Annotated in this window: 24 protein-coding genes; 16 read left to right on the forward strand and 8 right to left on the reverse strand. The window is 44.3% G+C overall.

The window, feature by feature from the left end:
* The first annotated feature begins 30 nt into the window (after nt 1-30).
* Both AC6R05_RS23130 and AC6R05_RS23135 read left to right on the forward strand, forming a co-directional pair.
* Nucleotides 31-939 (forward strand): EamA family transporter, encoded by a 909-nt coding sequence (locus AC6R05_RS23130; RefSeq protein WP_500648799.1) that lies wholly within the window; start codon nt 31-33, stop codon nt 937-939.
* Entirely contained in the window at nt 936-1,529 is a 594-nt protein-coding gene (locus AC6R05_RS23135; RefSeq protein ID WP_500648800.1) for an NADPH-dependent FMN reductase, read from the forward strand. The genes AC6R05_RS23130 and AC6R05_RS23135 overlap by 4 nt, the downstream gene beginning before the upstream one ends.
* A gap of 146 nt (nt 1,530-1,675) precedes the next feature.
* Here the strand turns inward: AC6R05_RS23135 and AC6R05_RS23140 are convergent, their stop codons facing one another.
* From AC6R05_RS23140 to AC6R05_RS23150, 3 genes are all read right to left on the reverse strand, one after another.
* Nucleotides 1,676-2,986, reverse strand: coding sequence for a DUF1501 domain-containing protein (locus AC6R05_RS23140; RefSeq protein WP_500648801.1), 1,311 nt, complete (start codon nt 2,984-2,986; stop codon nt 1,676-1,678).
* Nucleotides 2,983-4,629 (reverse strand): DUF1800 domain-containing protein, encoded by a 1,647-nt coding sequence (locus tag AC6R05_RS23145; protein WP_500648802.1) that lies wholly within the window; start codon nt 4,627-4,629, stop codon nt 2,983-2,985. Before AC6R05_RS23145 ends, AC6R05_RS23140 begins: the two co-directional genes overlap by 4 nt.
* A gap of 200 nt (nt 4,630-4,829) precedes the next feature.
* Complete coding sequence (locus tag AC6R05_RS23150) at nt 4,830-5,714, reverse strand: LysR family transcriptional regulator (RefSeq protein WP_500648803.1); 885 nt, start codon at nt 5,712-5,714, stop codon at nt 4,830-4,832.
* A 132-nt stretch (nt 5,715-5,846) separates the two neighbouring features.
* Between AC6R05_RS23150 and AC6R05_RS23155 the strand changes: the two genes are divergently transcribed.
* Entirely contained in the window at nt 5,847-6,518 is a 672-nt protein-coding gene (locus tag AC6R05_RS23155; RefSeq protein WP_032551778.1) for a type 1 glutamine amidotransferase domain-containing protein, read from the forward strand.
* A gap of 389 nt (nt 6,519-6,907) precedes the next feature.
* Here AC6R05_RS23155 and AC6R05_RS23160 read toward each other — a convergent pair whose 3' ends face one another.
* Nucleotides 6,908-7,897: a helix-turn-helix domain-containing protein gene (locus AC6R05_RS23160; RefSeq protein ID WP_500648804.1), complete on the reverse strand. Its 990-nt coding sequence runs from the start codon at nt 7,895-7,897 to the stop codon at nt 6,908-6,910.
* A gap of 121 nt (nt 7,898-8,018) precedes the next feature.
* Here AC6R05_RS23160 and AC6R05_RS23165 point away from each other — a divergent pair, with 121 nt between their 5' ends.
* The 6 genes from AC6R05_RS23165 to AC6R05_RS23190 all read left to right on the forward strand — a co-directional run bounded on the left by AC6R05_RS23165 (nt 8,019) and on the right by AC6R05_RS23190 (nt 15,033).
* Entirely contained in the window at nt 8,019-9,611 is a 1,593-nt protein-coding gene (locus AC6R05_RS23165) for an alpha/beta hydrolase-fold protein (RefSeq protein WP_500648805.1), read from the forward strand.
* 21 nt (nt 9,612-9,632) lie between these two features.
* Nucleotides 9,633-11,615 carry a TonB-dependent receptor domain-containing protein gene (locus AC6R05_RS23170; RefSeq protein ID WP_500648806.1) on the forward strand — a complete coding sequence of 661 codons (1,983 nt, stop codon included), beginning with the start codon at nt 9,633-9,635 and terminating at the stop codon, nt 11,613-11,615.
* A gap of 216 nt (nt 11,616-11,831) precedes the next feature.
* The gene (locus AC6R05_RS23175) at nt 11,832-12,710 is read left to right on the forward strand and encodes an alpha/beta hydrolase (protein WP_500648807.1); all 879 of its coding nucleotides are present in this window, start codon (nt 11,832-11,834) and stop codon (nt 12,708-12,710) included.
* A gap of 37 nt (nt 12,711-12,747) precedes the next feature.
* On the forward strand, nt 12,748-13,575 hold the full coding sequence (locus AC6R05_RS23180) for an oxidoreductase (protein WP_500648808.1): 828 nt from the start codon (nt 12,748-12,750) through the stop codon (nt 13,573-13,575).
* Nucleotides 13,576-13,614: 39 nt separating this feature from the next.
* Nucleotides 13,615-14,106, forward strand: coding sequence for an SRPBCC family protein (locus AC6R05_RS23185; RefSeq protein WP_152470930.1), 492 nt, complete (start codon nt 13,615-13,617; stop codon nt 14,104-14,106).
* Between the two features lie 15 nt (nt 14,107-14,121).
* Nucleotides 14,122-15,033, forward strand: coding sequence for a helix-turn-helix domain-containing protein (locus AC6R05_RS23190; RefSeq protein ID WP_285466006.1), 912 nt, complete (start codon nt 14,122-14,124; stop codon nt 15,031-15,033).
* 248 nt (nt 15,034-15,281) lie between these two features.
* On the opposite strand, the gene AC6R05_RS23195 is transcribed toward AC6R05_RS23190, so the two are convergent.
* The 3 genes from AC6R05_RS23195 to AC6R05_RS23205 form a co-directional block, all read right to left on the reverse strand.
* Entirely contained in the window at nt 15,282-15,791 is a 510-nt protein-coding gene (locus AC6R05_RS23195; RefSeq protein WP_285466007.1) for a hypothetical protein, read from the reverse strand.
* Between the two features lie 164 nt (nt 15,792-15,955).
* Entirely contained in the window at nt 15,956-17,146 is a 1,191-nt protein-coding gene (locus tag AC6R05_RS23200) for a hypothetical protein (RefSeq protein WP_500648809.1), read from the reverse strand.
* Between the two features lie 181 nt (nt 17,147-17,327).
* Nucleotides 17,328-18,881, reverse strand: a complete 1,554-nt coding sequence (locus tag AC6R05_RS23205) for a methyl-accepting chemotaxis protein (RefSeq protein WP_285466009.1) — start codon at nt 18,879-18,881, stop codon at nt 17,328-17,330.
* 373 nt (nt 18,882-19,254) lie between these two features.
* Here AC6R05_RS23205 and AC6R05_RS23210 point away from each other — a divergent pair, with 373 nt between their 5' ends.
* The 4 genes from AC6R05_RS23210 to AC6R05_RS23225 all read left to right on the forward strand — a co-directional run bounded on the left by AC6R05_RS23210 (nt 19,255) and on the right by AC6R05_RS23225 (nt 22,227).
* Complete coding sequence (locus tag AC6R05_RS23210) at nt 19,255-20,190, forward strand: alpha/beta hydrolase (protein ID WP_285466011.1); 936 nt, start codon at nt 19,255-19,257, stop codon at nt 20,188-20,190.
* 8 nt (nt 20,191-20,198) lie between these two features.
* A complete protein-coding gene (locus tag AC6R05_RS23215; RefSeq protein WP_500648810.1) occupies nt 20,199-20,711 on the forward strand; it encodes a nuclear transport factor 2 family protein in 513 nt (170 codons plus the stop codon).
* A 173-nt stretch (nt 20,712-20,884) separates the two neighbouring features.
* Nucleotides 20,885-21,691, forward strand: a complete 807-nt coding sequence (locus tag AC6R05_RS23220) for a zinc metalloprotease (protein WP_500648811.1) — start codon at nt 20,885-20,887, stop codon at nt 21,689-21,691.
* Nucleotides 21,692-21,843: 152 nt separating this feature from the next.
* Complete coding sequence (locus AC6R05_RS23225; RefSeq protein WP_032551789.1) at nt 21,844-22,227, forward strand: hypothetical protein; 384 nt, start codon at nt 21,844-21,846, stop codon at nt 22,225-22,227.
* A gap of 87 nt (nt 22,228-22,314) precedes the next feature.
* On the opposite strand, the gene AC6R05_RS23230 is transcribed toward AC6R05_RS23225, so the two are convergent.
* Nucleotides 22,315-22,695 (reverse strand): winged helix-turn-helix transcriptional regulator, encoded by a 381-nt coding sequence (locus tag AC6R05_RS23230; protein ID WP_285466015.1) that lies wholly within the window; start codon nt 22,693-22,695, stop codon nt 22,315-22,317.
* Between the two features lie 150 nt (nt 22,696-22,845).
* On the opposite strand from AC6R05_RS23230, the gene AC6R05_RS23235 reads away from it, so the two are divergent.
* From AC6R05_RS23235 to AC6R05_RS23245, 3 genes are all read left to right on the forward strand, one after another.
* Complete coding sequence (locus tag AC6R05_RS23235; RefSeq protein ID WP_500648812.1) at nt 22,846-23,388, forward strand: nuclear transport factor 2 family protein; 543 nt, start codon at nt 22,846-22,848, stop codon at nt 23,386-23,388.
* Nucleotides 23,389-23,673: 285 nt separating this feature from the next.
* Nucleotides 23,674-24,885, forward strand: a complete 1,212-nt coding sequence (locus tag AC6R05_RS23240) for a YbfB/YjiJ family MFS transporter (RefSeq protein ID WP_500648813.1) — start codon at nt 23,674-23,676, stop codon at nt 24,883-24,885.
* A gap of 10 nt (nt 24,886-24,895) precedes the next feature.
* Nucleotides 24,896-25,537 (forward strand): glutathione S-transferase N-terminal domain-containing protein, encoded by a 642-nt coding sequence (locus tag AC6R05_RS23245; protein ID WP_500648814.1) that lies wholly within the window; start codon nt 24,896-24,898, stop codon nt 25,535-25,537.
* Nucleotides 25,538-25,642 lie beyond the last annotated feature (105 nt).

The following is a 25,642-nucleotide window of genomic DNA, read 5'->3' on the forward strand; positions in this document are numbered from 1 at the left end:
AAACAAACGACCGATTCAGAAAGGTGAGGTATGAATAGAGTTCAACAGATGAAAACCGTCGCACTAACTGCTGTTGCACCAATAGTCTGGGGCAGCACTTACATTGTGACGACAGAGGCACTACCACCAGAAAGTCCTTTAATTGCATCAACTATTCGGGCGCTTCCAGCAGGTCTCCTATTAGTGCTCTTAAGTCGTACCTTGCCCTCTGGGTTATGGTGGTCTCGTATGGCAGTGCTAGGGTTTCTAAACATCGGATTGTTTTTCTACTGCCTGTTTTTCGCGGCGACTTATTTGCCAGGCGGATTGGCTTCCGTCGTGATGTCGGTACAACCGATCATTGTGATGATCATAAGCTGGTACTTATTAGGGGCGAATTTTTCTTCAAAACAGATGGCAGCATGTGGACTAGGGGTTATTGGGGTCACTCTTTTGATACTTAATAACTCGACCCAACTCGATATACGAGGCGTACTAATCGCCATGCTTGGCACATTAAGTATGGCTTCAGGGGTGGTACTAACGAAAAAGTGGGGGCGCCCTTCAGGCATGACCATGCTTGGCTTCACTGGTTGGCAGTTGTTGTTTGGTGGAGTGGTATTACTGCCCGTCGCGCTTTGGCTAGAAGGTATTCCAGCTCAACTTACACCAACCAACTACTTGGGTTACGCCTACCTAAGTTTGATTGGGGCCATTTTAGGATACTTTTTATGGTTTCGCGGCATAGAAAAGCTCGCACCAGTGACGGTCTCATTTTTAGGTTTTCTCAGCAGCGTTTCTGCCTGCTTCCTTGGCTATTTCATTCTAGATCAGAGCCTTACTTGGCTCCAATCACTCGGTGCTGCTGCGGTTCTCGTCTCGATTTTCCTCTCAACACCTCGCTCAACTAAAACACAACCATCAATCACAACTTCAGATCTTAAAAAGGGATTATTATGAAAATTACCATCGTATCCGGAAGTCAGAGAGCACAATCTAAAAGCTTAAATGTCGCTAATTATTTGCAAAAATTAGCTTCGTCCTACTTTGATGACACAACAGTTCTTGACTTACACCAACTCAATTTGCCGTTTTGGAATGAGGGCGTGTGGCAAGGCAGTGAAGAATGGGACTGTTGGAAACCAATCGCTCAAACCCTCAAGCAATCAGACGCATTCATCTTTATCACACCCGAATGGCATGGAATGGCAACACCGGCACTGAAAAACTTTTTGATGCTGACCTCTGATGAAGAACTTGCTCACAAAGCCGCGTTGTTAGTGAGCGTGTCAGCCAGCATAAATGGTGTTTACCCGATAAGTGAACTCCGATTGACGGGTAACAAAAATAATCACGTATGTTTTTTGCCTGACCATTTGATATTTAGAAATTGTGAAAACACCCTAACTGCTCATCATGAATGTACAGATCAACAGCTCAACGATCGTAGTCAGTACACCATGGAATTACTTGCCACTTACGCCAATGCATTAGCCCCTATTCATCGTGATATGGTCAACGCAGGTAAAGCATTCCGCTATGGGATGTAAGCAATAAATAACTAAGAACCACCTTCCCAAAACAGGTGGTTCTTGGTCGGCATAAGCTTAAAAGATAAATTAGCTTTCACGATCCCAGAACGACTTAAAGTGGTAGGAATTAGAAGCGCATCATATTCCTCACTACTCAAACTAAGTTATTTCAAAAAGCCTAAATCTTTCACTGAGAAATTCGTCAGGTTAGGAAAAATGTAGTCCATCGCGCTGTCGGTATTCACTCCCATCCACTTAGCAATTGTCGCGCCGATTTGCTCAACGGATGTCGTTGGAATCATCCGCCCTTTGTTGAAGTCATTCTCTCCATCAAGGATCAGAGATGGCCATTGCCCGTATAATTGCCCACCGTTCAGAGCGCCGCCCATCACAAGGTGATTACTCGCCCAGCCGTGATCGGTACCAGTGCCATTACTTGCCAGACGGCGACCAAAATCGGACATGGTCATGGTGGTCACCTTGTCACCTAAACCTGCCGCTTCCATGGATTGGTTAAACGCAGCGAGCGACTGGCTTAAAGCGCTCATCAACTCCGCATGGTCGTTCAATTGATTTGCGTGAGTATCAAAGCCACCAAAACCGACAAAGTATACTTGTCTTTGGTGACCCAGCTGATCACTTGACTTGATCAATCGAGCAACCGTATGCAGCTGCTTACTTAAAGATAGATCGGGGAAGTGCCCTTCTTCTGGTATCGAGCTAATCGCATTTGCTAACGTATCTCTTATTGAAACCGAATCGTTTTTCACACGGTCAAACTCTCGCCCAAACGCTGTATGTGGCGACAGGCTCATAACACGATCGAAACTTTTTCGACGTTGAGCGTTATTAATTCCATTCACTTTTGGTAGCGAAGAGGCATTGATCAAATTGGCCGTATGGTCGCTACCATTCAATAGCTGAGCATAGCCGTTAAGGCTGAAAGTTGGGCTAATGGAGTCTGATTCACTACTCAACACATCCATTAAGCGACCTGCCCAGCCTAGCGTCGTATTACTACCAGACCAACCACGTTGCCATTCCGCTTGTTGAGAATTGTGAGAGAACAGGAAAGGTGGCATTGCATGTGTGCCATCCTTCAATCCAGCCTTAGTCGCAGGTTCAATGAGTACACCGCTATTAGCAATAGCGACCATTTTCCCGCTATCGAATAGACTTTGAACCTCACCCATAGAAGGATGCAAACTCAACGATAAACTTGACCCAGTGTTTAATGATAAAGGAAGCAGTGATGCTTGTGGGATGGCAATGTCTGGACGAGCATTCGCGTATTCATCGTAGTGTGCGTTATCGTTAGGCACCAACATGTTGAAACCATCGTTGCCACCAAATAAAAAGACACAAACCAGAGCCTTATAATCATTATTTGGCAACGCATAAGCGGAGCTAGTGCCCATCATTGAAACAATAGGTGTTGAGGCCATAGCCGCTAATAATTGACGACGTGAAATCATTGGGCTAGCTCCTCAATGTGAAACTCTTGGCTCGTTACTGCGATATAGATGGCGTTACGAACCTTTAAACTCTGTTGTGTATCTCGAAGCTCTTCTAATGCTTCTAATACTATCTCGCGAAGATCATCACTCATTCTTTCAGAGAGTAAACGCCTTTCAATTTCTGCAATCAGAGCTTCATGATCATTGGCGATCGCTTCTAGCGGCGCTGTATTGATAACGATACGAGACGGGTTGGTTTCTCCGTTGTAATTCGTTCTGCCGGTTGCAGTCCAAAGCTGATTGTTAGTCAGAATGAAATTATTCCAACTCAGTATTTCAAACTCAGGCGCTACGTCTTTAGCCGCTGCTATCTCACCGTTTGGAGCGTAATCTGGAGAGAAAAAATTGAACACACTTGGTGAACCTAATGGCGACTGCCCGTATGCACCAAACGTGTTAATGGAGTTATGAAATCGTCCAGTGGGGTCAGCCGATTTAGCCTCGAATGCGCGGAAAAAATTGGTCATCGCGATCAAGGGTTCTTTCATTTTGGCAGGCGTTCGATCACCGCCACTGAGCGCTTCACTATCGGTTAAAATGCCGCGAATCACGGTTTTAAGATCGCCTCTCACGCCTGACCCATTATCTGCAAACAATGCACTAACTCGAGCGACATAAGCAGGAGAAGGGTTCGACGTGACCAATCTTTGAATAAGATGTTTACTGACCAAAGGTGCGGTATTGGGGTGGTTAAGTAACATGTCCATCGCTTGCGCCATATCTTGCTCTGGCGTCTGGCCTTGAGCAAAAACATTGCCCATCACAACTTTCTGTTCGTCATCATGATAGTCAGGATAAGCCACCATTGGGACAAGCCAATTTCCCTCTTTCGAACCCCACCATGGTTTGGTTTTTTCGGCGATGTGCCAGCCTGTAAATACTCGTGCAAGATTTTCAATATCATCCTGCGAGTAAGTTGGAATCAGTTGCCCCTGACTGTCCAGTTTATCTGTACCATCTTGGTTTAACTCATACAGACCGATACTAAACAGTTGCATCACTTCACGTGCGTAGTTCTCATCTGGAAAACGATTATTGTCTGGATCCGCTTTTTGGTTTGCCATCATGGATAGGTAGTCGCCCATTGCAGCATGCAGCGTCACCGATTCTATAAGATCACGATAGTTGCCAAACGCATGGGTAATAAGCATATCGTAGTAATCAGTCATCTCGACGGCGCGGCCACCTAGGCTCGCACCATACCTAGAGATCACGAACAGTTCACTCAACGCGAAGGCGACACGCTGGCGAAGTTGGTCGGGCGCATTCAGGCTAACATCCCACCAAACCGCCACACGATCAGATTGGTTATAAGTGTCCGCGCTCTCTGCCAACGTGTATTGTTGCAATCGAGCTGAGTGCAAAGTTGGAGACATAGAAAACTGCTGATCTAACCAAGCTGAATAACCTAAGTTGGCTAATTCTTGATAAGAGTCTGGCTCTGGGCCAAATGTCGAGCGATACAAAAGGTCGTAACGCTGCTCTTGTGTTAGGGAGCTGGGTGCAGGTGAACTACCGCCGCCATCTCCTCCACCGCATGCCGAGAGCATTGAGAGACTAAGAAAACAGACGCTCAGTTTTAATTGAGAACGCTTTAACATATAAGACAATCCAGAAACACATACACTACATATAATTTACCGCACACTAGCGGAGAACATCATTCCCAGCAATCCGTTGCAGCATAAACCGTGCTACGGGTTCAAGTTTGACAATCGAACCGATATACAACTCTAGCCACGCAAACTAATACAATATGTGTCAGTACAACTATTCTTACCAGTGCCCAAAAGCGTGCAATTTACTCCTGCCAGCCAGCAAAGTGTTTAAGTAAAAAATCGATAGCTAGCCTCGCTCTTAATGGTAAGAAATGTCGGTTTTGGTACACAATCCAGCTACTGTTGCCGCTGCCCCAATAGGGTTCAAGTATAGGTACTAAACGCCCAGAGGAAATTGCATCGTTAAAGCTGCTTTTGGGCAAATAGGCAACGCCCAACCCTTCAGTGCAGGCTTGCAGAACCGTGTGAGCATTATTGCTTTTCCATCGACCTTGTACCTTCACTCCATCCAACGTTTGTCCGTCTTTCTCGAACAGCCAAACGTCTTTGTTTGCAATGATGCAGCTGTGATGTTTAAGCTGCTCCGGGTACGTTGGTAAGCCATGTTCATCAATATAGCTCTGACTTGCAGCCGCTGCCATTGGACGGTCCACCAGCTTTCTTGCGATTAAACCCGAATCACTGAGCCTTCCATAACGAATCGCAAAATCAAAGCCGTCTTCAATAAAGTTGACCATGCTAGTGTTGAAGTTAATGTCTACCGTGAGATTTGGGTGTTGTTTAGCGAACTCCATCAAAGCGGGGGCGACGTGGTTTTCTGAAAATGCTCCAGCAGCACTGACTCTTAGTACGCCACTCAATTGAGTCTGCTGCGTCGTTAACGTCTCATTCGCTTGCTGAAGCCCAATCACTAGCTCCTTACATTGTTGATAATACGCCTGACCTGCATCGGTCAAACTCACCATTCTCGTTGAACGTGCTAACAAAGCGACACCTAACCGCTCTTCTAATCTCGTGACTTGGCGACTCACGTGACTGGTGCTGCATCCTAATTGTTTCGACGCGGCAGAAAACCCTTTGCTCTCCGCAACCGTAACAAACTCGTTAATGCCTTCGAAACTATCCATAATCACCTGTGCTATAACTATCTTTGCTGTTTAGCAATAATGTTTTGCCAATTAAACGTATTATCACTTATTTGATTAGCAATTAGTATGAAGGTGTTCAACAAATACACGCAATTTCATAAGGACATCATCATGAAGAAAGTACTGATTATTGTTACAAACCATGCAACGCTAGGTGAAACCGACCAAGCCAACGGAACTTACGCGCCAGAGCTGACTCATGCCTTGAGCGAATTATTGGATGCTGGCTTTGATTACGACATTGCTTCTATCAAAGGTGGTCAAGCTCCTCTATACGGAACAGACATCGAAGGCGATGCAGTAAACGCAAAAATCTTGGCGGACGATGATTTCCTAAACCGCGTGAACAACACCATTCCTGTATCGCAAATCAATGGAGATAGCTACGATGCGATCTTCTACCCAGGTGGCTTTGGCCTACTTTCAGATCTAGCAACCAACGAAGACTTCGCTAAGATCTCGGCTAAGCATTATGAAGATGGCGGTATTGTCGCAGCAGTTTGTCATGGTCCGGGTGCTCTACTACCAATCACGCTAAGCAATGGTGAGAAGCTGCTTGCATCTAAGTCAGTGACTGGTTTTACTCGCGAAGAAGAAATTGATTTTGGCACTATCAACGACATCCCATTCTTATTGGAAGAGTCTTTGGCTCGTGGCGCAGCGCGTTACTCGAAAGTGCAGCCATGGCAAGAGCTTGTCATCGTCGATGACCGCGTCATCACAGGTCAAAACCCGACGAGCGCTCATGGCGTAGGTAAAGCTATCGTTGATCTTCTGAAATAAAGATTAACTTCAAACCGAATAAAAAAGGAAAGCATGTTTCGTACTGCTTTCCTTTTTCTTTGTCTGGAGGCTTGTATCAATCAACCGAGGGCATCAGCATCGAATTACTGTGCCAGCCTGTTCGCATTGCTAACATTACTTTCCAAAGGCACACCAAAGTATGAATGAGAAGCTAGCGACAGCATAAAGAATGATAATGAACTCAGTGATAAAACGAAAAATCATGATGTTGTACAGGGCATAAATAAGTGCCTTTCAGAGTCTTCTAACTTGGGGAAGTTCCAGAATTTTTCATACCTAAGACATTCGCATTAAATTAGACAAAACTTCGACATAAAAGCGGACTGGCTTCAAATATTAATTAGCATTACATCAATAGAGATTCCAAATTAATCACGCCTATTCACCGAATCAGCAGGTGGATAACCGAAGGCTTTCTTGTAGGCATTAGTAAAGTTCGAAGGGTGGCGATAACCGGCGTAGTAGGCTACTTCGGTTATCGACGCTAAGCCTTGTTCAAGGTGTTTACGAGCCACCTCTAAGCGTCGGCGGCGTATGTAACTTTTAAGACTACAACCAATCACTTCTTTGAACTTCCGTCTAAGATTTGATTCGCTTGTGTGTGCATACTCCGCTAACGCCTTAACAGAAAGGTTGCTATCGAGATTATCTTCAATATGGTTGATAAGACCATCAATGGAGCTCTTGGTGTTATCAGTTGTGATCGTCGACGCTTCTAGCAAAACAGGTTTCACTGGACTGTCACTGTTTGTGAGCTGCTCAAACACTTCTAAAACCAAGCTTTGAGTTAGCGACTCCAACTTAATTTTCTTAAATGTTTCGTTTCCATTATGCAGTTCAATAATCTTATCGATGATTGCACGTAAGTTCTCATTGGAATAAAGATCAAAGTTAGCTAAGTGCTGTGAGATAAATTCTTCAACTCGACTGCCCGCCTCTACTCGCTCCTCAATCCAATCCTGCGGAATCAGTACTTTTAACTTAGCAACCTTATTCCCTTTCTGAACAGTACGCCTAAAAGTAGCAGGTTTTGCCAAGTTAACGACCAAGCCTTGGTAGCCATTTTTAGAGTCCATATTGAAATTCAAATCATCGTAACTGAAGTCAAGCTTACCGTCCGTTAGGATGATTAAAATCAGAGCCTTACGCGCTGTGGATATCACTTGATGATCTTTAAGCTCTGTAGTCGTTCCCCAATGCAGAGAGAAGCTTTCTTTAACCTTGCACGTATCCACATTCCCTTCTAGAAGTGGATCTGTCTCTGTGAATTGTTCAGACACCATTTGGTATTTCTCTTCAGTCTCAACCCAACGCACGAGAGCGCTTTTTCTAAAAGATGAAGATATTCGACTATTCATAAGTGCCTGCCAGTTTTCATAACAATCTAGTTACTTTGCATAACTCAAACTGCTGTTAGAGAGTGAAAAAGAAAATTACCATAAATGATAATTAATATCATTAACACCAATGGGATTTTTCATGAAATGGATTTTTCTCTTTTTTGCTCTTGTCACTCAGTTATCCAGTGCTCACGCAATGATCATTGACGCAAACAAAGCACAAAACATCAAGTTCGACACCCACACAGAACTGTCTTTGAAGGTCGACAAACCTGGCTATTACCGTGGCTATATTCGTAGCCAGGGGTGTATGGACCAAGTGATCGCGTTTAACTCTTCTGGCGACCCAATCAAGAAACTACTTAACGACCACTCTCGTGAAACCGAGATATTTTGGTACGTCGACGAAGCAGACACCTATCAAATAGAGGTGACAGCGGACAGCAACAAACCAATAAAGGTTGAGATGCAACTCAACCCGATGGCGCTGAAAAGCGATCAATACTTATCGCCAGATCTGCCAATGCTTAGCCCGACCCTGTCTAAAACCGCCAGTGACATCAAAGGTGGTGTAAAAGATGCTGAAAAAAAGTTTTGGCAAATCATTGAGTCACAGGGCGCGCCGCTCGTTGAATATCAAACTCTTAACAAAGCGATCGTTACCTTTTTGTATAGAGGTGACGTCGACAATGTCCGCCTGTTAGGGGCTCCTTATGGCGGCCATGCTCAGATGAGCCAGATTGAAGGTAGTGACATTTGGTTTCACTCATTTGAAGTTCCAGACACGACGCGCCTTTCATACCGAATTGCGCCCAATGTGCCGCAGTTATTAAAAGACGTGAATCGAGAGCAGAGAAAAGCGGTATTGGCGACCGCAGCACCCGATCCACTGAATCTACAGCCAATTTTTGGAGCAGATACCGGTCTCTTTGGCTCTGCATCTACGTTGACGCTGAGTTACGCGTCGAGCGACCAGGTCGCAACCGAGCAAAAACAACCTAAAGGGCTGGTTAGCCACTTTTCTTACAGTGACTCGATGAGTGATGAAGAAAGAAAAATCAGTATCTATGAGCCGAACAAGGTTTACCCGCTAGATAAGGCTTCACCGTTACTGATTCTATTCGATGGCGACGCCTACCTAAATAAAGTACCGACACCAATTGTCATGGATAACTTGATTGCCGACAAAGCCATCCCACCAATGAGGGTCGTATTTGTTAACCCATCAAGACCAAGTTTGCGAGGGAAGGAACTCACACCCAATGAGACGTTCGCCAACATGTTGGCTAATGAGCTGATGCCATGGCTTTGTGACACACATTCTATATGCCCTACCGCAGAGAACACAGTGTTGTCTGGCTCTAGTTTTGGCGGCTTAGCATCGACTTATATTGCTTTGGAACACCCACAACGTTTTGGCAAGGTGCTCAGTCAATCTGGCTCATTTTGGTGGAAACCACGAGGCGCCAAACAGCAATTGCCCAACCAGCAGAGTTGGATGAGCGAGTTGGCCGCAACCAAGAACAAAATGGACATCCAATTCTATCTCAATGCCGGTGTATTTGAGACAGAGCCAAAGAACGCAAGTATCTATCAGACCAATAGAAACCTATTCGACACCTTAAAACAGAAAGGCTATCCGGTGACGTTTAAAAGCGTCGCGAGTGGTCATGACTACTATAGTTGGCGCGTGATGCTGGCAGATGGATTAACAACATTATTTAGTAAATAAGCACCAAGGATCCCCCAAGAAATGGAACAGATAAAAACAAAGAAACATCAACTAGCAGTGGCTATCGCTTTAGCAGGCTTCGTCTCGTTACCTTCAGTGGCAAGTGAATCAACACAACACACAGAAACTATGGTAGTAACGGCGAACCAATATGAAACATCGATAAAGAATGCGCCTGCATCAATCTCGGTGATCACACGTGAAGATATCGATAAACTGCCTGCGACCGACATTTCGACAGCGCTTGAGAGCGTGGCTGGTGTACACGTTGCCAAAACAACAGGTGCAGAGCCAAGAATCATTATCCGTGGTCTACAGAATCAAAACTCGTCTAACGGTAACTACACTCTGTTTTTGATCAACGGACGTCGAATCAGCTCTAGTGAAACCGTGATCCGTGGTGCTTCATTCGATCTATCCAGTATCCCAATGAGCGCTATTGAACAGATCGAAGTCGTAAGAGGGCCAATGTCTTCGCTCTACGGTAGTGAGGCAATTGGGGGCGTGGTTAACGTAATCCTTAAACAAGCGTCAACAGAAACCAATGTTTCAGGCAGCCTGACTTACAGCATGCCCGCTGACAACGACGCCAATGCGCTATTGCCTAATGCTGGCGGTGAATTGAAGGCAGGTAATACATTTGTTAGCGGCTCAATCATTCCTGACGTACTGACTTACACTGCGACCGTAGATATCAGTGATCAAGAAGCGTGGTTCCCAGATAATGCTGGCGAGAACTTTTCTCCGCAGACAGAACAGAAAAGAAACGTGTTCAGAGGCTCTTTGAACTGGTTTATCACAGATAGAGACGACATCTACCTTGATGTGTCGTACTCAAAAGATGAACGTGTAGAGAACAGCTACTTCAGCAGCATGAACATGTTAGCAACCAGCTATTACGATGGAAAAAAACTCACCAGCACTTTAGGCCATGTGCGCAGTTGGGATTGGGGTGAATCGGATACCAGTTACTTCTATGAAACAGCACAAGTGAACGAAAACAACTTCCACCCATTGGTTGATGAAGCTGAACTGAACCAAGACAACCACACCGTAGATTCAAGATTTGTTGTCGACCACTTTGACAGTCAGATTTTATCTCTTGGTGCACAAGTTTCTTATACCAGCGTCGAGAACCAACGCGACTATTCGAGCTCTCGCTCAGTGACACAAAGTGCTGTCTATCTTCAAGATGAGTATTTTGTGACGGATGATTTCGCAGCAACATTGAGCGGACGTCTCACGCACAACAACCAATTTGGCAATGACTTCAGCCCACGTGTCTACTTTGTCTACAACGGAATTGATAACGTCACCCTAAAAGGCGGTTACGGTGAAGGCTTTAAGTCACCAACACTGTTCCAATCGTCTGAAGACTTCTCTCTAGTCAGTTGTGGTGGTCGATGCACGCTGGTTGGTAACCCAGATCTTAAGCCACAAACATCGAAAACATACGAGTTATCTGCCATGTACTCTGGCGTCGATGGTTATGTGCAAGCTACAGGTTTCTTCAATGATGTTAAAAACCTGATTGACCGTGACTTAACGCCTTTCTTCAATGGAACATCGACCATCATTCAATACGAAAACGTCGATAAGGTTGAAACAAAAGGTGTTGAACTGGAAGGTAGCTATGAGTTCTCAACAAGCTGGTCGCTTACAGCCAATGCAACCTACACCGATGCCGTTAATAAAGTCGACGATGAAGACATCGCCTACACTCCAGAGTGGTTAGCAAACGCAAATCTGAACTGGCTGGCAACACGCGACTTATCCTTCTTTACTGGCCTTAACTACACCGGCAAGCAAAAAGATGGTAGCGACAATAACCTCGACGCCTACACGGTTGTATCATTAGGCGGTGCATACGCGCTCAACGAGAACTTCACGTTCCGAGCTGGTGTAACCAACGTGACGGATGAACGTTTAGACCAATCAACACAAGCCTACGAAGAGACAGAAATGGGCCGCACATACTACGTGAAGGTCGATTTCGACTTCTAGTACTCCCCACTCTGATTATGTCTTGCAATAGCTGACTTTAGAACGAGAACCCTGCTACTGAGCAGGGTTCTTTTTATCCTCGTAGTCAAAATCAAACGTAACAATTCAAATCAAATTGAAGATGTATACATGCTTCTAGGATATGTATACGTCAGCTCAAAACATGCTCGATATACTGGCTCTCATTCAAAAGCACTTTGATACGGAGAGATGGTCATGATTACAAAATACCTTGCAGATATGATGACGAAAGGTGGTCAATCACCAGTATTTGAAACACCAGAGCAGTATGGTTTGAATTACCAAGACGTAACGTTCAAAGCTGAAGATGGTGTAACCCTATCGGGATGGCTGATAGAGGGCTCGTCAGACAAAGTCATCATCCAATCACACTTCGGAGTTCAGTGCAGCCGTGCAGGTTTCACTCCTGAAGGTAAAGGACTTATCAAACTCTACAAGCAGAACATCTCTTTTTTACGTCAAGCAAAACACCTCGTTGAGCAGGGTTACAGCGTTCTAATGTATGACCTACGTAATCATGGCAATAGCGCACATGGTTCAAGCCCATATATTGCTTGGGGGTGCGAGGAAGCAAAAGACGTTGTGGCAGCAGTCAACTTTATTTCAACTCACCCTCAATACAAGGACAGCCAGATTGGTTTACTCAGTATCTGTATGGGAACCAGTTCTACCGCCTTTGCTTATGGGCTAGAAAACGGCTTACAACACTACCCAAACATCAAAGCGCTTATCTCCGTTCAGCCGCTGCGCTATGTCGACTACATGAGTGCGATGGGAGTGCCTAACTTCTTAACCAATCGCGTCAATCAATACAACATGAAACGTGGTGGAGCAGACCTTGCGGGATCCTTCTTCAAGTATGTTTCAAACATTCACGTGCCCACTCTGGTAATCCAAAACAAGAATGATCCATGGACCAAATTAGAAAAAGTGAATGAGTACTATCAATTACTTGGCGGTGAAAAAGAATTATTAATGCTTGATTTAGATAAAAATCGAGCAGCCGCTTACGACTGGTTGGGACAATCACCACAGCGACTAAGTACTTTCTTCAATAAACACATGCCAGCCTAGAACAAACAAATTTTTAAAGACTAACGTGAGAACGATTATGAAAAAGGCAAAAGTTATTTTCATTACCGGTGCATCCTCTGGAATGGGTAAAGACACGGCAATGGACCTCATCAAGCAAGGTAACATCGTATATTGTGCAGCTCGCCGTGTTTATGAAATGGGCGACCTTGAACGAGCTGGTGGTTATGTTCTTCAATTGGATATCTCAAAAGAGGAAGATATCACGCGCTGTGTAAACCAAATCATCGCAGAGCAAGGTTGCATTGATGTTCTATGGAACAACGCTGGTTATGGGCTGTACGGCTCGGTAGAAGAAACTAGCCTTGATGACGCGAGATATCAGTTTGAAGTCAACGTGTTTGGACTTGCTCGTCTCACACAATTAGTCACGCCTTACATGCGGGAGGCGAAATCAGGCACCATCATCAATACTTCTTCTATTGGCGGTAAGATTTATGCACCGATGGGGGCTTGGTATCACGCAAGTAAACACGCTATTGAGGGCTTCAGTGACTGTTTGAGACTAGAACTGGAACCAAAAGGTATCAATGTTGTGGTGTTAGAGCCTGGAGCCATTAAAACAGAATTCCCTGAGGTCATGTCAAAACAAGTATTAGGCAACTCTGGCCATGGCCCTTATCAAGACTTGGCAAAACGAGTGGCGAACTTGAGCCTTAAAGAGTCAGGTAAAGATGGTGCGGGCTCTCCTACTTCGGTGATCTCTAAAGTGGTACAAGAGATCCTCAACAACCCTAAACCAAAGACACGTTACGCAGCGGGTAAATTTTCGACTACAACACTGTTAATGAGACGTTTTCTAAGCGATAGAACGTTCGACCGAATTATCGATTTTATGGTGCGATAACTTTAGCTCGTAAAACTTACATAACAATGGAGACTTGCCATGCCTATTTTTAGTTCTCACGCTCTACTTGCTGCAAGTATGTCAGCAAGCGCGATGCTTGGTGCAAAATCAGTTCATACCGAGATTATTATCCCTAGCGAACCAGAAAATGTGTGGCAGGTACTCACTGATATTGAGCGCTATCAAGAGTGGAACCCCGCAATTACTCTGGTCAGTGGTAAGCTTGAAGTTGGTAATAAAGTGACTTATTACTTTCAAGAGACAGAATCTAAAGGCGCGAATATATCTTCTGAAGTGATTGAGATAACACCTTCTACGCATCTCAACCATAAGGGCGGGATTTGGGGTGTGATCACTTTTGATCAGCACTACCATCTTGAATCTCACGAACTGGGCACAAAATTTACTATTCATGAGGACTACACTGGTGTATACGTCAATTTTTGGGACGAATCACACACTCGATTACAGTATCAAAAGATGGCTGATGCATTGAAGGTTCGCGTACTAGATTTATACCCAAGTGAGTAAATCGCCAGGTTAGTTATGTCAAATATCGTTCACATAAAAACCATTACGCAGGTACACAAAGCGCTTGATTTACCTGCGCCTGCACATCCACTAATTTCATTGATCCAAATTGATGAAAGAGTAACGAATTACGACTACGGTGATGCTACTTATGTTTATGACTTTTATCAGATTTCGCTCAAGTCAGGCATTAGCGGTAAAATCACTTATGGTCGAAATCACTACGACTACGATCAAGGTAGCATGGTATTTTCGAAGCCAGGCCAAGCACATAACTATAGCGCGACCGAAGGAACTGAAGATGAGCAAGGCTGGGCGTTACTGTTTCATCCAGATTTGATTCGTCGCTCCGGCTTAGCAAGTCAAATGGAGAGCTACTCTTTCTTTTCTTACGACACCAATGAAGCACTGCACGTCTCAGAGCGAGAAAAGAACATATTGAGTGACTTAGTCCGCCAAGTTGAAGAAGAATACAGCCAGAACATTGATAAGCATACTCAACGTTTGATTGTTTCTAACATTGAACTCATTCTTAACTATTGTACTCGTTATTATGAACGCCAATTCCTTGTTCGCCAAAACCATAATCTTGATTTAATGGAAAAAGTTGACGGCATCTTAAGAGAATATTTTGAATCTAAGAAAGTGCTTGAAAACGGGCTACCAACAGTCAAATACCTCAGTGAGGCTATGTGTATGTCGAGCAGTTATCTCAGCGACATGATGAAAAATGCTACGGGTCGCAACGCGCAACAGTACATTCAAGATCATCTCATTGAACGAATCAAGAACGCTTTATTGAGCTCAAATGAGCAAATCAGCCAAATTGCTTATGGCCTAGGATTTGAGTACCCACAACACCTTTCGAAGCTATTTAAAGCGAAGACAGGGATGACTCCGAATGAATATCGAAAATCGATAAACTAGTCCGTCAAATCCATTTTTGTTTGCTTTAGATATTGGTCCACCACGTCTGACCATAGATAGTAGTACTTGTAGAAGATGTCATGCCCCGATGCTCCGCTACCGAGTTGGTAGAACTTGAAATCGATATTGCCACCAGCGCGCAGTTTGTGATCGGTGCTGATTATTACAACACCGGAACGTAGATATTGGATATGTTAGTGAGTTAAGTTATTGGGTAGCATTACACTTTATCTATTCATTAGAAGACGTTAATCTTCAGAAATCTGCAGACAGATCGCCTCAAGCGTTACGAACAGCACAGACTCAGATGGCTTACTTACAACAAGTTGCCAACTCACCTCGTCCGCTTGTTGCGATTTTATCATCAATTTACCACTACTTTTGGCCCTATTCAGCTGTTCTAAACTTCCTTGCCAAGAGAAAGACACATTCCCTGACAACACAGCGTAACTTGGAGGGCAATTCGCAGTTATCACATGCGAGTTGATTCCGTCCCCTAGTGTTTCCGTGAGTTTGGGAGTTAGCTCAATATCAATTCCTTTGTTAGAAACTTTTTTTAAATCAACCCCTCGCTCGTCAAAAAATGTAAGAGCACTATCAACTTGAGCGCTGCCAACAACGAGAGGAGCCGCTGGATCATACTGCTTGATATGTTCTTCGACCCACTCTTTAACTTGCGTGCGACTACTCGGTTGCGAGGTAGAAGCGCATGATGTAAGCACGAGAGTAAAACATAAAGCGACTATTCGAATAAGCATGGTATTCCTTTGCAATAGTAAGTCCTATATCACTCCCGAAACCAAAGAATTTACCACAACTAAAGGGAGTAACTTGTTTAGCCTTATGCTACCACTTGAACTACTTTAATACTGCAGTTCCTCTGCATCATTGTGTACAGTTTTGTAGCTCAAGTGTTCAATTGTCATAGCTCCCGCAGCTCATCAGAAAACTGAATTTTTTCGATGTTAATTAATACGTTCATCCCGTCACGACCGGTGAGCATGTCATTCAATTGAATCTTTCCTTCTCCTAAATCGTGGATGTGGTACTCACTTCGTGCACCGTGAACAATAACCGTATTGATTCCAGTATTGCCCGTCAAACGGTTGTCATGACCATTGAGTTCTATATTTGTATCCTTGCTTCCGGTCAGAGTCAGCTTGGTGAGATATTGAGAGTGATGTGTATATGGCACAGTAGCGTCATAGCGCATTTTGAAAGTACCGGTGAAGGTATCTGCAATGTACGCGTCATAGGTTAATGTTGGCGAGAAAATCTGTTCGGTTATGTAGAGGGCGTTAGGATCTTCTGTGGAGAAATCACTTCGAGTCTTAACACCGTACAAGCCCCACATGCCTTTTCCACTGTATGCACCCCAAAGGCCATAGTAGCTATCGATGATCGCAGCAAAGTACTCTTGGTCCACACTGACTTCTTGCTGCCACTCTTTCAGCGTATCTTCAGGTGGCGTGTAAGCTTGATTTAACGCTTGTTTCTGAATGGTATTAAATTCTCGTTGGAACTCTGGCATTGCTGTTACCCCTCCCTCTGGGGCATTGAGCACACCAATACCGAAGTCATGCACGAGATGGAGAATCTCTTCATAGGAGGCATCTCGATGATCTTCATAATCTTGTCGAACATACCAATCGCCGCCTTCGACCTGAATTTCCTCTTCGAATAGTGGCTGTCCATCGAGATCATCATTATATCTGGGCTCATCGTGATAGTTCATCAACTTCAAAATAGCCCCGTTATTCGCCATCGCATTAGCAATATCACGCTTAGAATCCTTATCGCCATATTTGGTCCCTGCAACTGGGGTTAGATAATGATTCAATACATTCACTGCTTTGACGATCTGATACTCACTCAGTCGGTCCATGATTAAGATATGAATCGACTTACCATTCGGGGCTTTCACTGAAACGTATCGGTTGTAGCCTGCTTTAGAATAGTCGGAGAATTGCGATGGAACGGCCTCAATCGATATGCCGTGAGCTTGGGATGCAAGACCAATAGTTGGCTGGGATGTTGACTTACTTTGACTCGAACTGTTGCAGCCGGAAAGTAAAACCGCCGTGGTCACGGCGGCTAACGGTAGAATTTTCATGCGACACCTCATTACGCTCAACGAAGTATCAATGTACGAGAAAAGACCGAACCTATAAGTGATGGCAATAGCTATAAGACATTCCCATACAAACTCTTACAACAGTCTCCCTCCTACAACAATCCTCTCTTAGAGTACCTTTCACTTAGGCCAAGCACTCAGTACATAATAGTACGTAGCTCTACACTTTAAACTTATCAATAGCGAGCGTTAGGTCAGTCGCTTGGCTCGCGACTACCGTTGCAGATTGAGCATTTTCAGAAACCGCACCAACGTTCACGCACGTTAAGTCTCGAATCGTATTCACGTTACGCGCGATCTCTTCAGATACACTGCTCTGTTGTTCCACAGCCAATGCGATCTGTGTGCTGCTATCCAAGATGTGTTTCATCTCTTCCATAATCGCTTTAATATGACTCAGTGCCTGCTCAGACATGTGAACACTGTCAGCACCTTTATGGCTACAAGACTGGATTGTCGATACCACGGTTTGGGTTTGTTGTTGTACCGCAGTGATGATCTCAGAAATCTCTGCCGTCGAGCGTTGTGTTTTGCCAGCCAGTGTTCTCACTTCATCGGCAACAACCGCAAAACCACGCCCCTGCTCTCCAGCTCTCGCCGCTTCTATCGCTGCATTCAACGCCAGTAAGTTCGTTTGCTCGGCTATCTCTCCAATAACATTCAATACAGAACTAATTTGGTCTGACAGCGCAACCAGATGATTCACTTCATCACTCGCACTCGATAAATCGCTAGATAGTTCAGTGATTGTATCGCGTGTTTCAACAATTTCATTAAAGCCCAATTGCGCATTGTCATAGCTTCGTTGAGTGTTATCAGCCGCACTCTCCGTAGTGTTCGCAACCTCTTTAATTGACTCACCCATTTCAGTGACAGCAGCGGCAACACCATCGGTTTCCAGTTGCTGACGATTCAATGCATTTTCTGTATCAACACTGCTCTGTTGCAGTTGAGTCGATGCAGCGCCAAGTTCACTCACACTTCCTTGAACGCGTGAGATAAGTCCTTGGACGCTCTCTAGAAGGATGTTTAGCTGACCCGCCATTTCTGAGATCTCATCATTACGATCAGTGTTAGCTTTCATGGTTAGATCGTGAGTATTCGCAATTGTCAGCATCATTTGGCTTAGCTGGCGAATGTTACCCTGAATGTTTTGAATCAAGATGTAGGAACCAAAGATGAGCATACCTGTGACCAACAGAACAGATAACATAATAAAGCGCTCAATACTTTTCTGTTCTTGCGCTAACTCGGTATTTAGAGTCGATTCGATACCATGGAAGATCGTGAAGATTTCGGTAATTAAGGTTTTCATCTCTGAGTGCATTTCTTCGACAACGCTTAAATCGGTGTCACGATTGGCCACCGTAGTCTCAACGTCTTTGCGATAAAGCGTGATCTTTTGACGCAACGATGAAAGCTCAGAAACGTTAATACCTAACTCATCTAAGTCGTTCGTCAGTAATCCAGATAGCATTTGAAAGTCTGAATACTCACTTTTGAATGCATCTAATTTTGAGGTCGCAAATGAATCAGACAGATCTCGTTGAATCCGATCCATTTGTAAAAGAGACACTTCCATCTCTTTCACTTCAATTAAAGTCTTCTCTAATTTTAGAAGTTTTAGGTTAGCCAATTCGGTAATGGTAACAATGGCAATCAAGGCGAGAATAGAAAGGCCAGTTAAGCCAAACAGCTTTGTTTTTATAGTCATGTTGTGTCTCAAGGTCGCAAGCGTTCAATAACTACTTATTATTTATAAGGATTTTGGACGCTTTGTAACATTTTGTTACCGCAATGTCACCTATGCATTCACATGAACACAAAATTTATATTAATTCATTAATATAAAGAATGGCATTCACCATCATTGAGCGAACGATAAAACCGTCCCATTCGAGCATTGATTTAGTATTTAACTCAGGCAAACCTCCCAACAATCGCGCAATTTTCTACAAAACAAAACTCAATTTTCTTCAATATCTCTCGCCGCCTTTTGACTAAATTATCAAACATCTTAGAGGTGCTTATTGCAGCAAAGAGCACTGTTTTAAATGGAACCACGAAACAATAGAGTGAGACGTATCATGATGAAAAAAGCTTTAGTTACAGCAATTGCAAGTACAGTATTCGCTTCTAGCTCCTATGCAGACACTATCGTAAAACACACCACGCTAAAAACAGATGTAGGTAACCTTGCCGCTAACATCTATCTCCCTGATGACGTTGAGAACCCACCAGTCGTCGTTGTTACCGGAGCCTGGACAACAGTAAAAGAGCAAATGCCTGCGACTTACGCGGAACACCTAGCAGAGCAAGGTTATGCCGCAATCACTTTTGATTTCCGAGGATGGGGGGAGTCAAAAGATAAACTGATAGAGCTGGAAGATCCGCAACGTAAAATTGCAGACATCAAAGCCGTTTTCGCATCTTTAGACCAAGTTAAAGGCATTGATGCATCAAAAGCATACGGCTTGGGTATCTGTGCATCATCAGGGTACATGCTTGATGCCGTGTTGGGTAACGAGGATGTAATCGCAGCTGCCGCCGTCGCACCTTGGTTGCACGATCGCACAATTGTAGATGCTATCTATGGCGGTGCTGATTCTGTAGCAAATCTAATCCAAACAGGTATTTCAGCTTTAACTAGCGATGAGCCACAAATCATCGAAGGTGCGAGCCTAACCAACCAAAATGCACTGATGTACAACGTGCCTTACTACACTGAAAAAGACCGCGGACTCATCCCAGAATGGGACAACGCATTTAACTTGGGCTCATGGGCTGGTTGGTTAACCTACGATGCTCACGCAACTGCGGCACAACAAGATAAGCCTGTTCTGCTCGTTGCTTCAGAAGCAATGGCTATCCCAGCGGGTACTCACGGCTATTTAGACAAAGCGGGCGACAACGTTGAAGCCGTATGGTTAGAAAACGTATCTCAGTTCGACTTCTATGATGTTGAAGAAGATGTTCAAGCATCAACAGACGCTGTCGTTCAGTTTTTTGACCGCAAGCTTTAGGAGTCGTTATGCTACGTAAAACTTTAACACTTGCACTAAGTGTCGCAGCGTTAAGCGCTCATGCAGGCGAGTTGACTCGTGATGAAGCGAAAATAGCGCAAACTGCCAAGAGCATGGCAACACTCGCGGATCGAAACCTATTCGATGCCCTAGAGCAAATCTTCACGCCGACGGTTATCGTTGACTACACTTCTGCATTCGGAGGCGAGGTTTCAACGGTTAAGCGTGAAGACTTAATGAATAACTGGGAAGCACTGCTGCCAGGCTTTGATGTCACTTACCACGATCTAACGAACATCGATATTGAGCAAACTGGCAACAAAGCCGAAGTCAATGCGGACATCGTGGCAAGTCACTATATCGGCAAAGACGGTTTTTGGCAGATTTCAGGGTCGTACACCTTTGAAATGAAGAAAACGGATTCTGATTGGCAAATTTCCTCCCTGACTCTTAACGCCGGTGATGAAATCGGTTCTAGAGAAGTGCTAGGGCAAGCGATTGAAGCCGCAAAGGCCAAATAGTCATTCAGAAATACCAACACCTCCAAAAATACCCTGAACATGGTATCAGGGTATTTTTCTTTGTATGCGCCGCATACGACACCACATGACATAACCATACAGACTGATACTTGAAGCAAGAGAGGTGGAAGTAAAAACTAGTAAGGAACAAGTATTCAAGATAGGAATTTGTTATGAACCACACCATTTTTCTAGGTTTATTGTGCATTGCGTTAAACGGATGCAGCCTAGATTCAGAACCCCAACACCTCTCTAATGAAACCGTTGCGACAAAGACAGTGTCTAACGATGGTTTATCGGTTTCTTTGCATTTCAAAGGAAAGGTAAATACTGATAATGAACAATTGGAATGGAACGAAACCTCACAAGAGCCCTACATAGCAGCAGCCAACAAGTGGTTATCTGTATTAAAAGGAATCGAAGGGAAAGAGCATCACCATGTTGATATCAACGTGTATGTTGAGCCTCTCGATAATGCCAATGGTATGGCTGGTCCAGATGAGGATGAAAAAGTAGGCCCATATTACTTTCCGATGTCCGGCGAAATCATTATTGGCTCTCACACTTATCAGATCGGATTCGATCAAAAAGAGTTTAACGCAAACATCGTACATGAAATGGGTCACGTTTTCGGCGTTGGCTCTTATTCCTATGACTACACACATTACGATGAGAATCAAAAAGGCAATGTATTCAGTGTCTATAACAGCGAATCTCTGAAAAGATACAATGAGCTATACAACATGGCTTTAACGGCGTTACCGATTAGCGATGATGGTGGTCATTTATATGATTATGTCTGGCAAGGGGATAAAAAGCGTGTATTGGGTGATTCAAAAAACAGTGACGCCAAAACCATCGCTCCGATGACTCAAGAAGTGATGAGCAATGGATTCACCCTTGGGGTCATATCTGTCGCACTTTTAGATGATATCGGCTACATCGTCGACTATTCACAGGTCACTTCTTACGCTCCATAACCGGATTTCAATCACGAACAGTTGATGCGGTTAAGCTATTTATTCCGAAGTGAATCTTTGAATAAATATTATATGAAAAGCGTTATTTATTTTGTTGTCACGATACTTTAGACTGCCTTTAAAAGTTGTAAAAGATGAAACAAGGACAGACGATGAGCTCAACACAAATTTTAGACCAAGCATTGATCGAAAGCGGTCGCGATATCCCACTAACAGAGCTCCTTTTCGCTAAGCGAGTACTGGATAATTACCTAGCAGTAGCGAAAGAAACCAGCCCAACAGAACTGCTTGTAGAGATGCGCGAAGCAGCTAAGGGTGTTGAATACTTCAAAACGGAATCAAACCCGTGTGAAGCACGAAATGTGATTAGCAAAATGTTTGAAGCCATCGAAGATGCTCTTTCATTCGAAGACTTCAAGACCATCGCATCTAAGCCGCAGCAAGCACTGCATGAACTTATCGAAGATAGAGCTCAACTCATCAAACATGAACGAGGCCTACTACTCGCTGCAGGCTACGACTTGTCTCGCGTATAAACATCAAAGGCCACTATTCAGTGGCCTTTATTCTTTCAGCATCAAATTGGTTTCAATAACAAAGCTATTACGCCTTTGTCACCGTTGCTATGCATTCTCTGTATCGTAGCGATCTCGCGCTTTCTTGATATTGTCTTGGTTATCTCCAGCCCATACCACCAGTTGGTAGAGAGGTTTTACGATCTCTCTACCCATATCCGTCAGGCAGTATTCAACCTTAACTGGCACTTCCGGATAGACGGTGCGATTCACATAACCATCGCGCTCGAGATCCCTCAGCGTTTGCGTCAGCATTCGTTGTGAGATGCCTTCAATTCTCGATTTCAGAGAGTTAAATCGGTCTTCCCCATCCACCAGCGCAAACAAGATCAGCAACGACCATTTATCACCGATATGTGCAACCACGTTTCGAATTGGGCAATCTTCATTGTTATGAAAAATACGTCTATCTGACTTTGGCTTCGCCATCAGTTACTCCACTCTAGTAAGGTGAATTTGTCTCCATAGGTTACCAAAATGTGCCTAGGGCATGTTTCGGTGCGTTCTTGTACAGTAGGTTACTATTAATTACCATGGTTATCAATGTATACCTAGGCAAGAAAAACAACGGAGTGAACCATGTTTAAAGCACTGACCTCATTTATCCTGTTACTGGCAAGCACGACCGCTTTCGCGCAGGCTTCAGATAAAATCATCATCGACTTACCTTCATTACAAAAATCAAATTGGTCTGAGCAAGAGCTCAACAATGCGAGGATCATTACCGACTTTGTTCAGAACATAATGAACAATCATGATTTTGATTACGTTTTAACTCATTACAACGACAGCTCATACATTCAACACAACCGAAACCTACCCGATAAAATCACGGGTCTAGTTGGCTTTCTACAAGAGTTCGTTGAGGAGTACCCAGACTATACCTACGACGTAAAACACATCTACGTCGATGGTGATTACGTTATTTTCCACTCTCACGCAACATTAAACGCAGAAGACAGAGGGAACGACGAGAAAGGGATGAACATTATTGATAAGTGGCGCTTGGAAGATGGAAGAATTGTTGAGCACTGGGATTCAATCCAAGCACTGGATTTTTCGATGAGACTGTATTCGCTTATCAGTGGTGGAGATATCGCGAACTCAAATGGGGTTTTCTAGAACACTGAAAAAGCGTGCGCCCCGAAAGACAACTATCTGGTGAGCGCAATCATTCTTTAGACTTTAGTCTAATGTTATTCATCGCTACTTAATAGCCGATTAAAACACCAAGTTAATCGGCTTTCCCGTCTCGAAAGCTAAATTGAGCTAACAATCAAACGCTCACATCCAAAAAGCAGCTACCGCTTGCCAGTTATCCGTCACGACAGTGCCACTAAAGCCCAAATGCACTGTGTTAGGGTTGCTGTCACAATCTAACCCCATGCATCAAAGTATCGAGCAAGAATGACGGACAATGCCCATTTCATAAATCGTAATAGCCTAGCTGGGCTCGCGGCCACTTTGGTCGGCGTCGGTATCGGTCGATTCGCGTATATCGCTTTAATGCCCGCCTTGATACAGCATGGATGGTTCAATCAAGACCAAGCCGCCTACTTAGGTGTTTCCACTCTTATTGGTTACCTTTTAGGTGCACCGTTAGCGAGCTACCTATTGAGGTTTTTTAGTTCAGGTCACCTTGTGCGAACAGCAATGGTCATTAGCACTATGAGCTACTTCGCTTGTGCTTTTGAACAAGCCCCTATTACTTGGTTTTACATATGGAGAACCTTGGCTGGCACAATGGGGGCGCTATTGATGATTCTCGCGCCACCAATGATCCTAAGGAAAGTCTCGCCACAAACCAAAAGTCGAACCAGTAGCGTGGTCTTCTCTGGCCTTGGGATTGGCGCCATGTTGTCAGGCACTTTGATTCCAATACTGATTAGCGCCAACGTCACGTCTACTTGGCTCGGCATGGGGGTCATTACTCTCATAGCGACACGATTAAGTTGGAATGCTTGGGAAACAGCACGCTCTTCTTCAAGCGCGAGCTACATCAAAGCGTCTTTCTCTCAATTAAGCGCGTCTCAGCGCCATTGCGTGTTGTTTGTTTTTATCGCCTACACGTTCGATGCCATCGGCTACCTGCCCCATACCTTGTTTTGGGTCGACTACATCGTAAGAGATATAGGTATGCCCTTTGGTACTGGAGGGTTTTTCTGGGCTGCATTTGGGGTGGGAGCCGCTGTCGGTCCTATGCTGATTGGCATGTTCGCAGACAAACAAGGAATAAAACTCACCCTGTGTATCGCTTTTTTGTTCAAGGCAATTGGCGTTGGACTTCCGTTATTCAGTATCCACCCTAGTGCTCTGCTTGTGTCGTCAGTTTTGGTCGGAATATTCACGCCAGTCACTGTGATGCTTGTATCGACTTATACATTGGAGTGTGTTGGCTATGAGCTGCACACCAAAGCTTGGGGGTTAATGACACTCTCTTTTGCACTGTCACAAGGCGTTGGAGGCTTCTTAATGGCCTATCTATTAAGCCAAGGCGCAACCTACGCTCAGCTGTTTTTAGTGTCTACGCTAGCACTGATCATTGCTGCGCTTTGTATCTCGCTCACGTCTACACGGGAGCAAGATGAGTCACCATCCCCAATCAAAAATCGCCATTAAAGGACTAATGATGAAACTGTATCTCAATGACACATCCCCATTTTCGCGTGCTGTAGTCGCGACCGCTCTCCTCACGAAAAGCTCTTCTTTATCTCTCGAATGGGTTGACCCGTGGTCATCGCCTGCAGAGTTGGTAGACGCAAACCCGTTTTGTTTGATCCCAACACTAGTCACCAAAGAAGGTATCACCCTTTCCGAGAGCCTATGTATTTGCCAACACCTAATCAAAGTCAGCCAGTCTGAAGAGCTAATCCCTATCGAATATCAAAGCGTTGATCAGGTCAGTCAGTTAGGCTTTGCAAAAACACTGATGGAGATTGCGTTTAGAAGTGCAGCATTAAAGCGCTACACCGACGAGTCGAACGAGTTAATTGCACGCGGTGAGAAAGGAATAACGGTGGCCTTGGAAAAATTAAACCAACAATTAAGCGTTGAAGGTATAAAATCCTATCTCCAACCCAACCTCGCCAATTTATACCTCCAGGTCGCACTGGATTACGTTCACTTCCGTCATAGCGCCATCTTTAACGCCGTTGAGACCAATAACATTGCAGAGCTTATGCAGCACTCACCTTTCGCTGGGGTACTCAATGTTATTGACCTCGAAATTCTATCGACACAACCAAGCTTCGAGTCGCTAATAAACCGATAACGCACGCGTCTTGGGTTCGCGATTCACAACCTTTCATTCCCTCCATCATAAACAAGGCACAACTATTTGTTTATGTTGAGTAAATATTAGTATGATTGCGTCAAA

This window comes from Vibrio sp. R11-SG3-ISO9, from assembly GCF_059834255.1.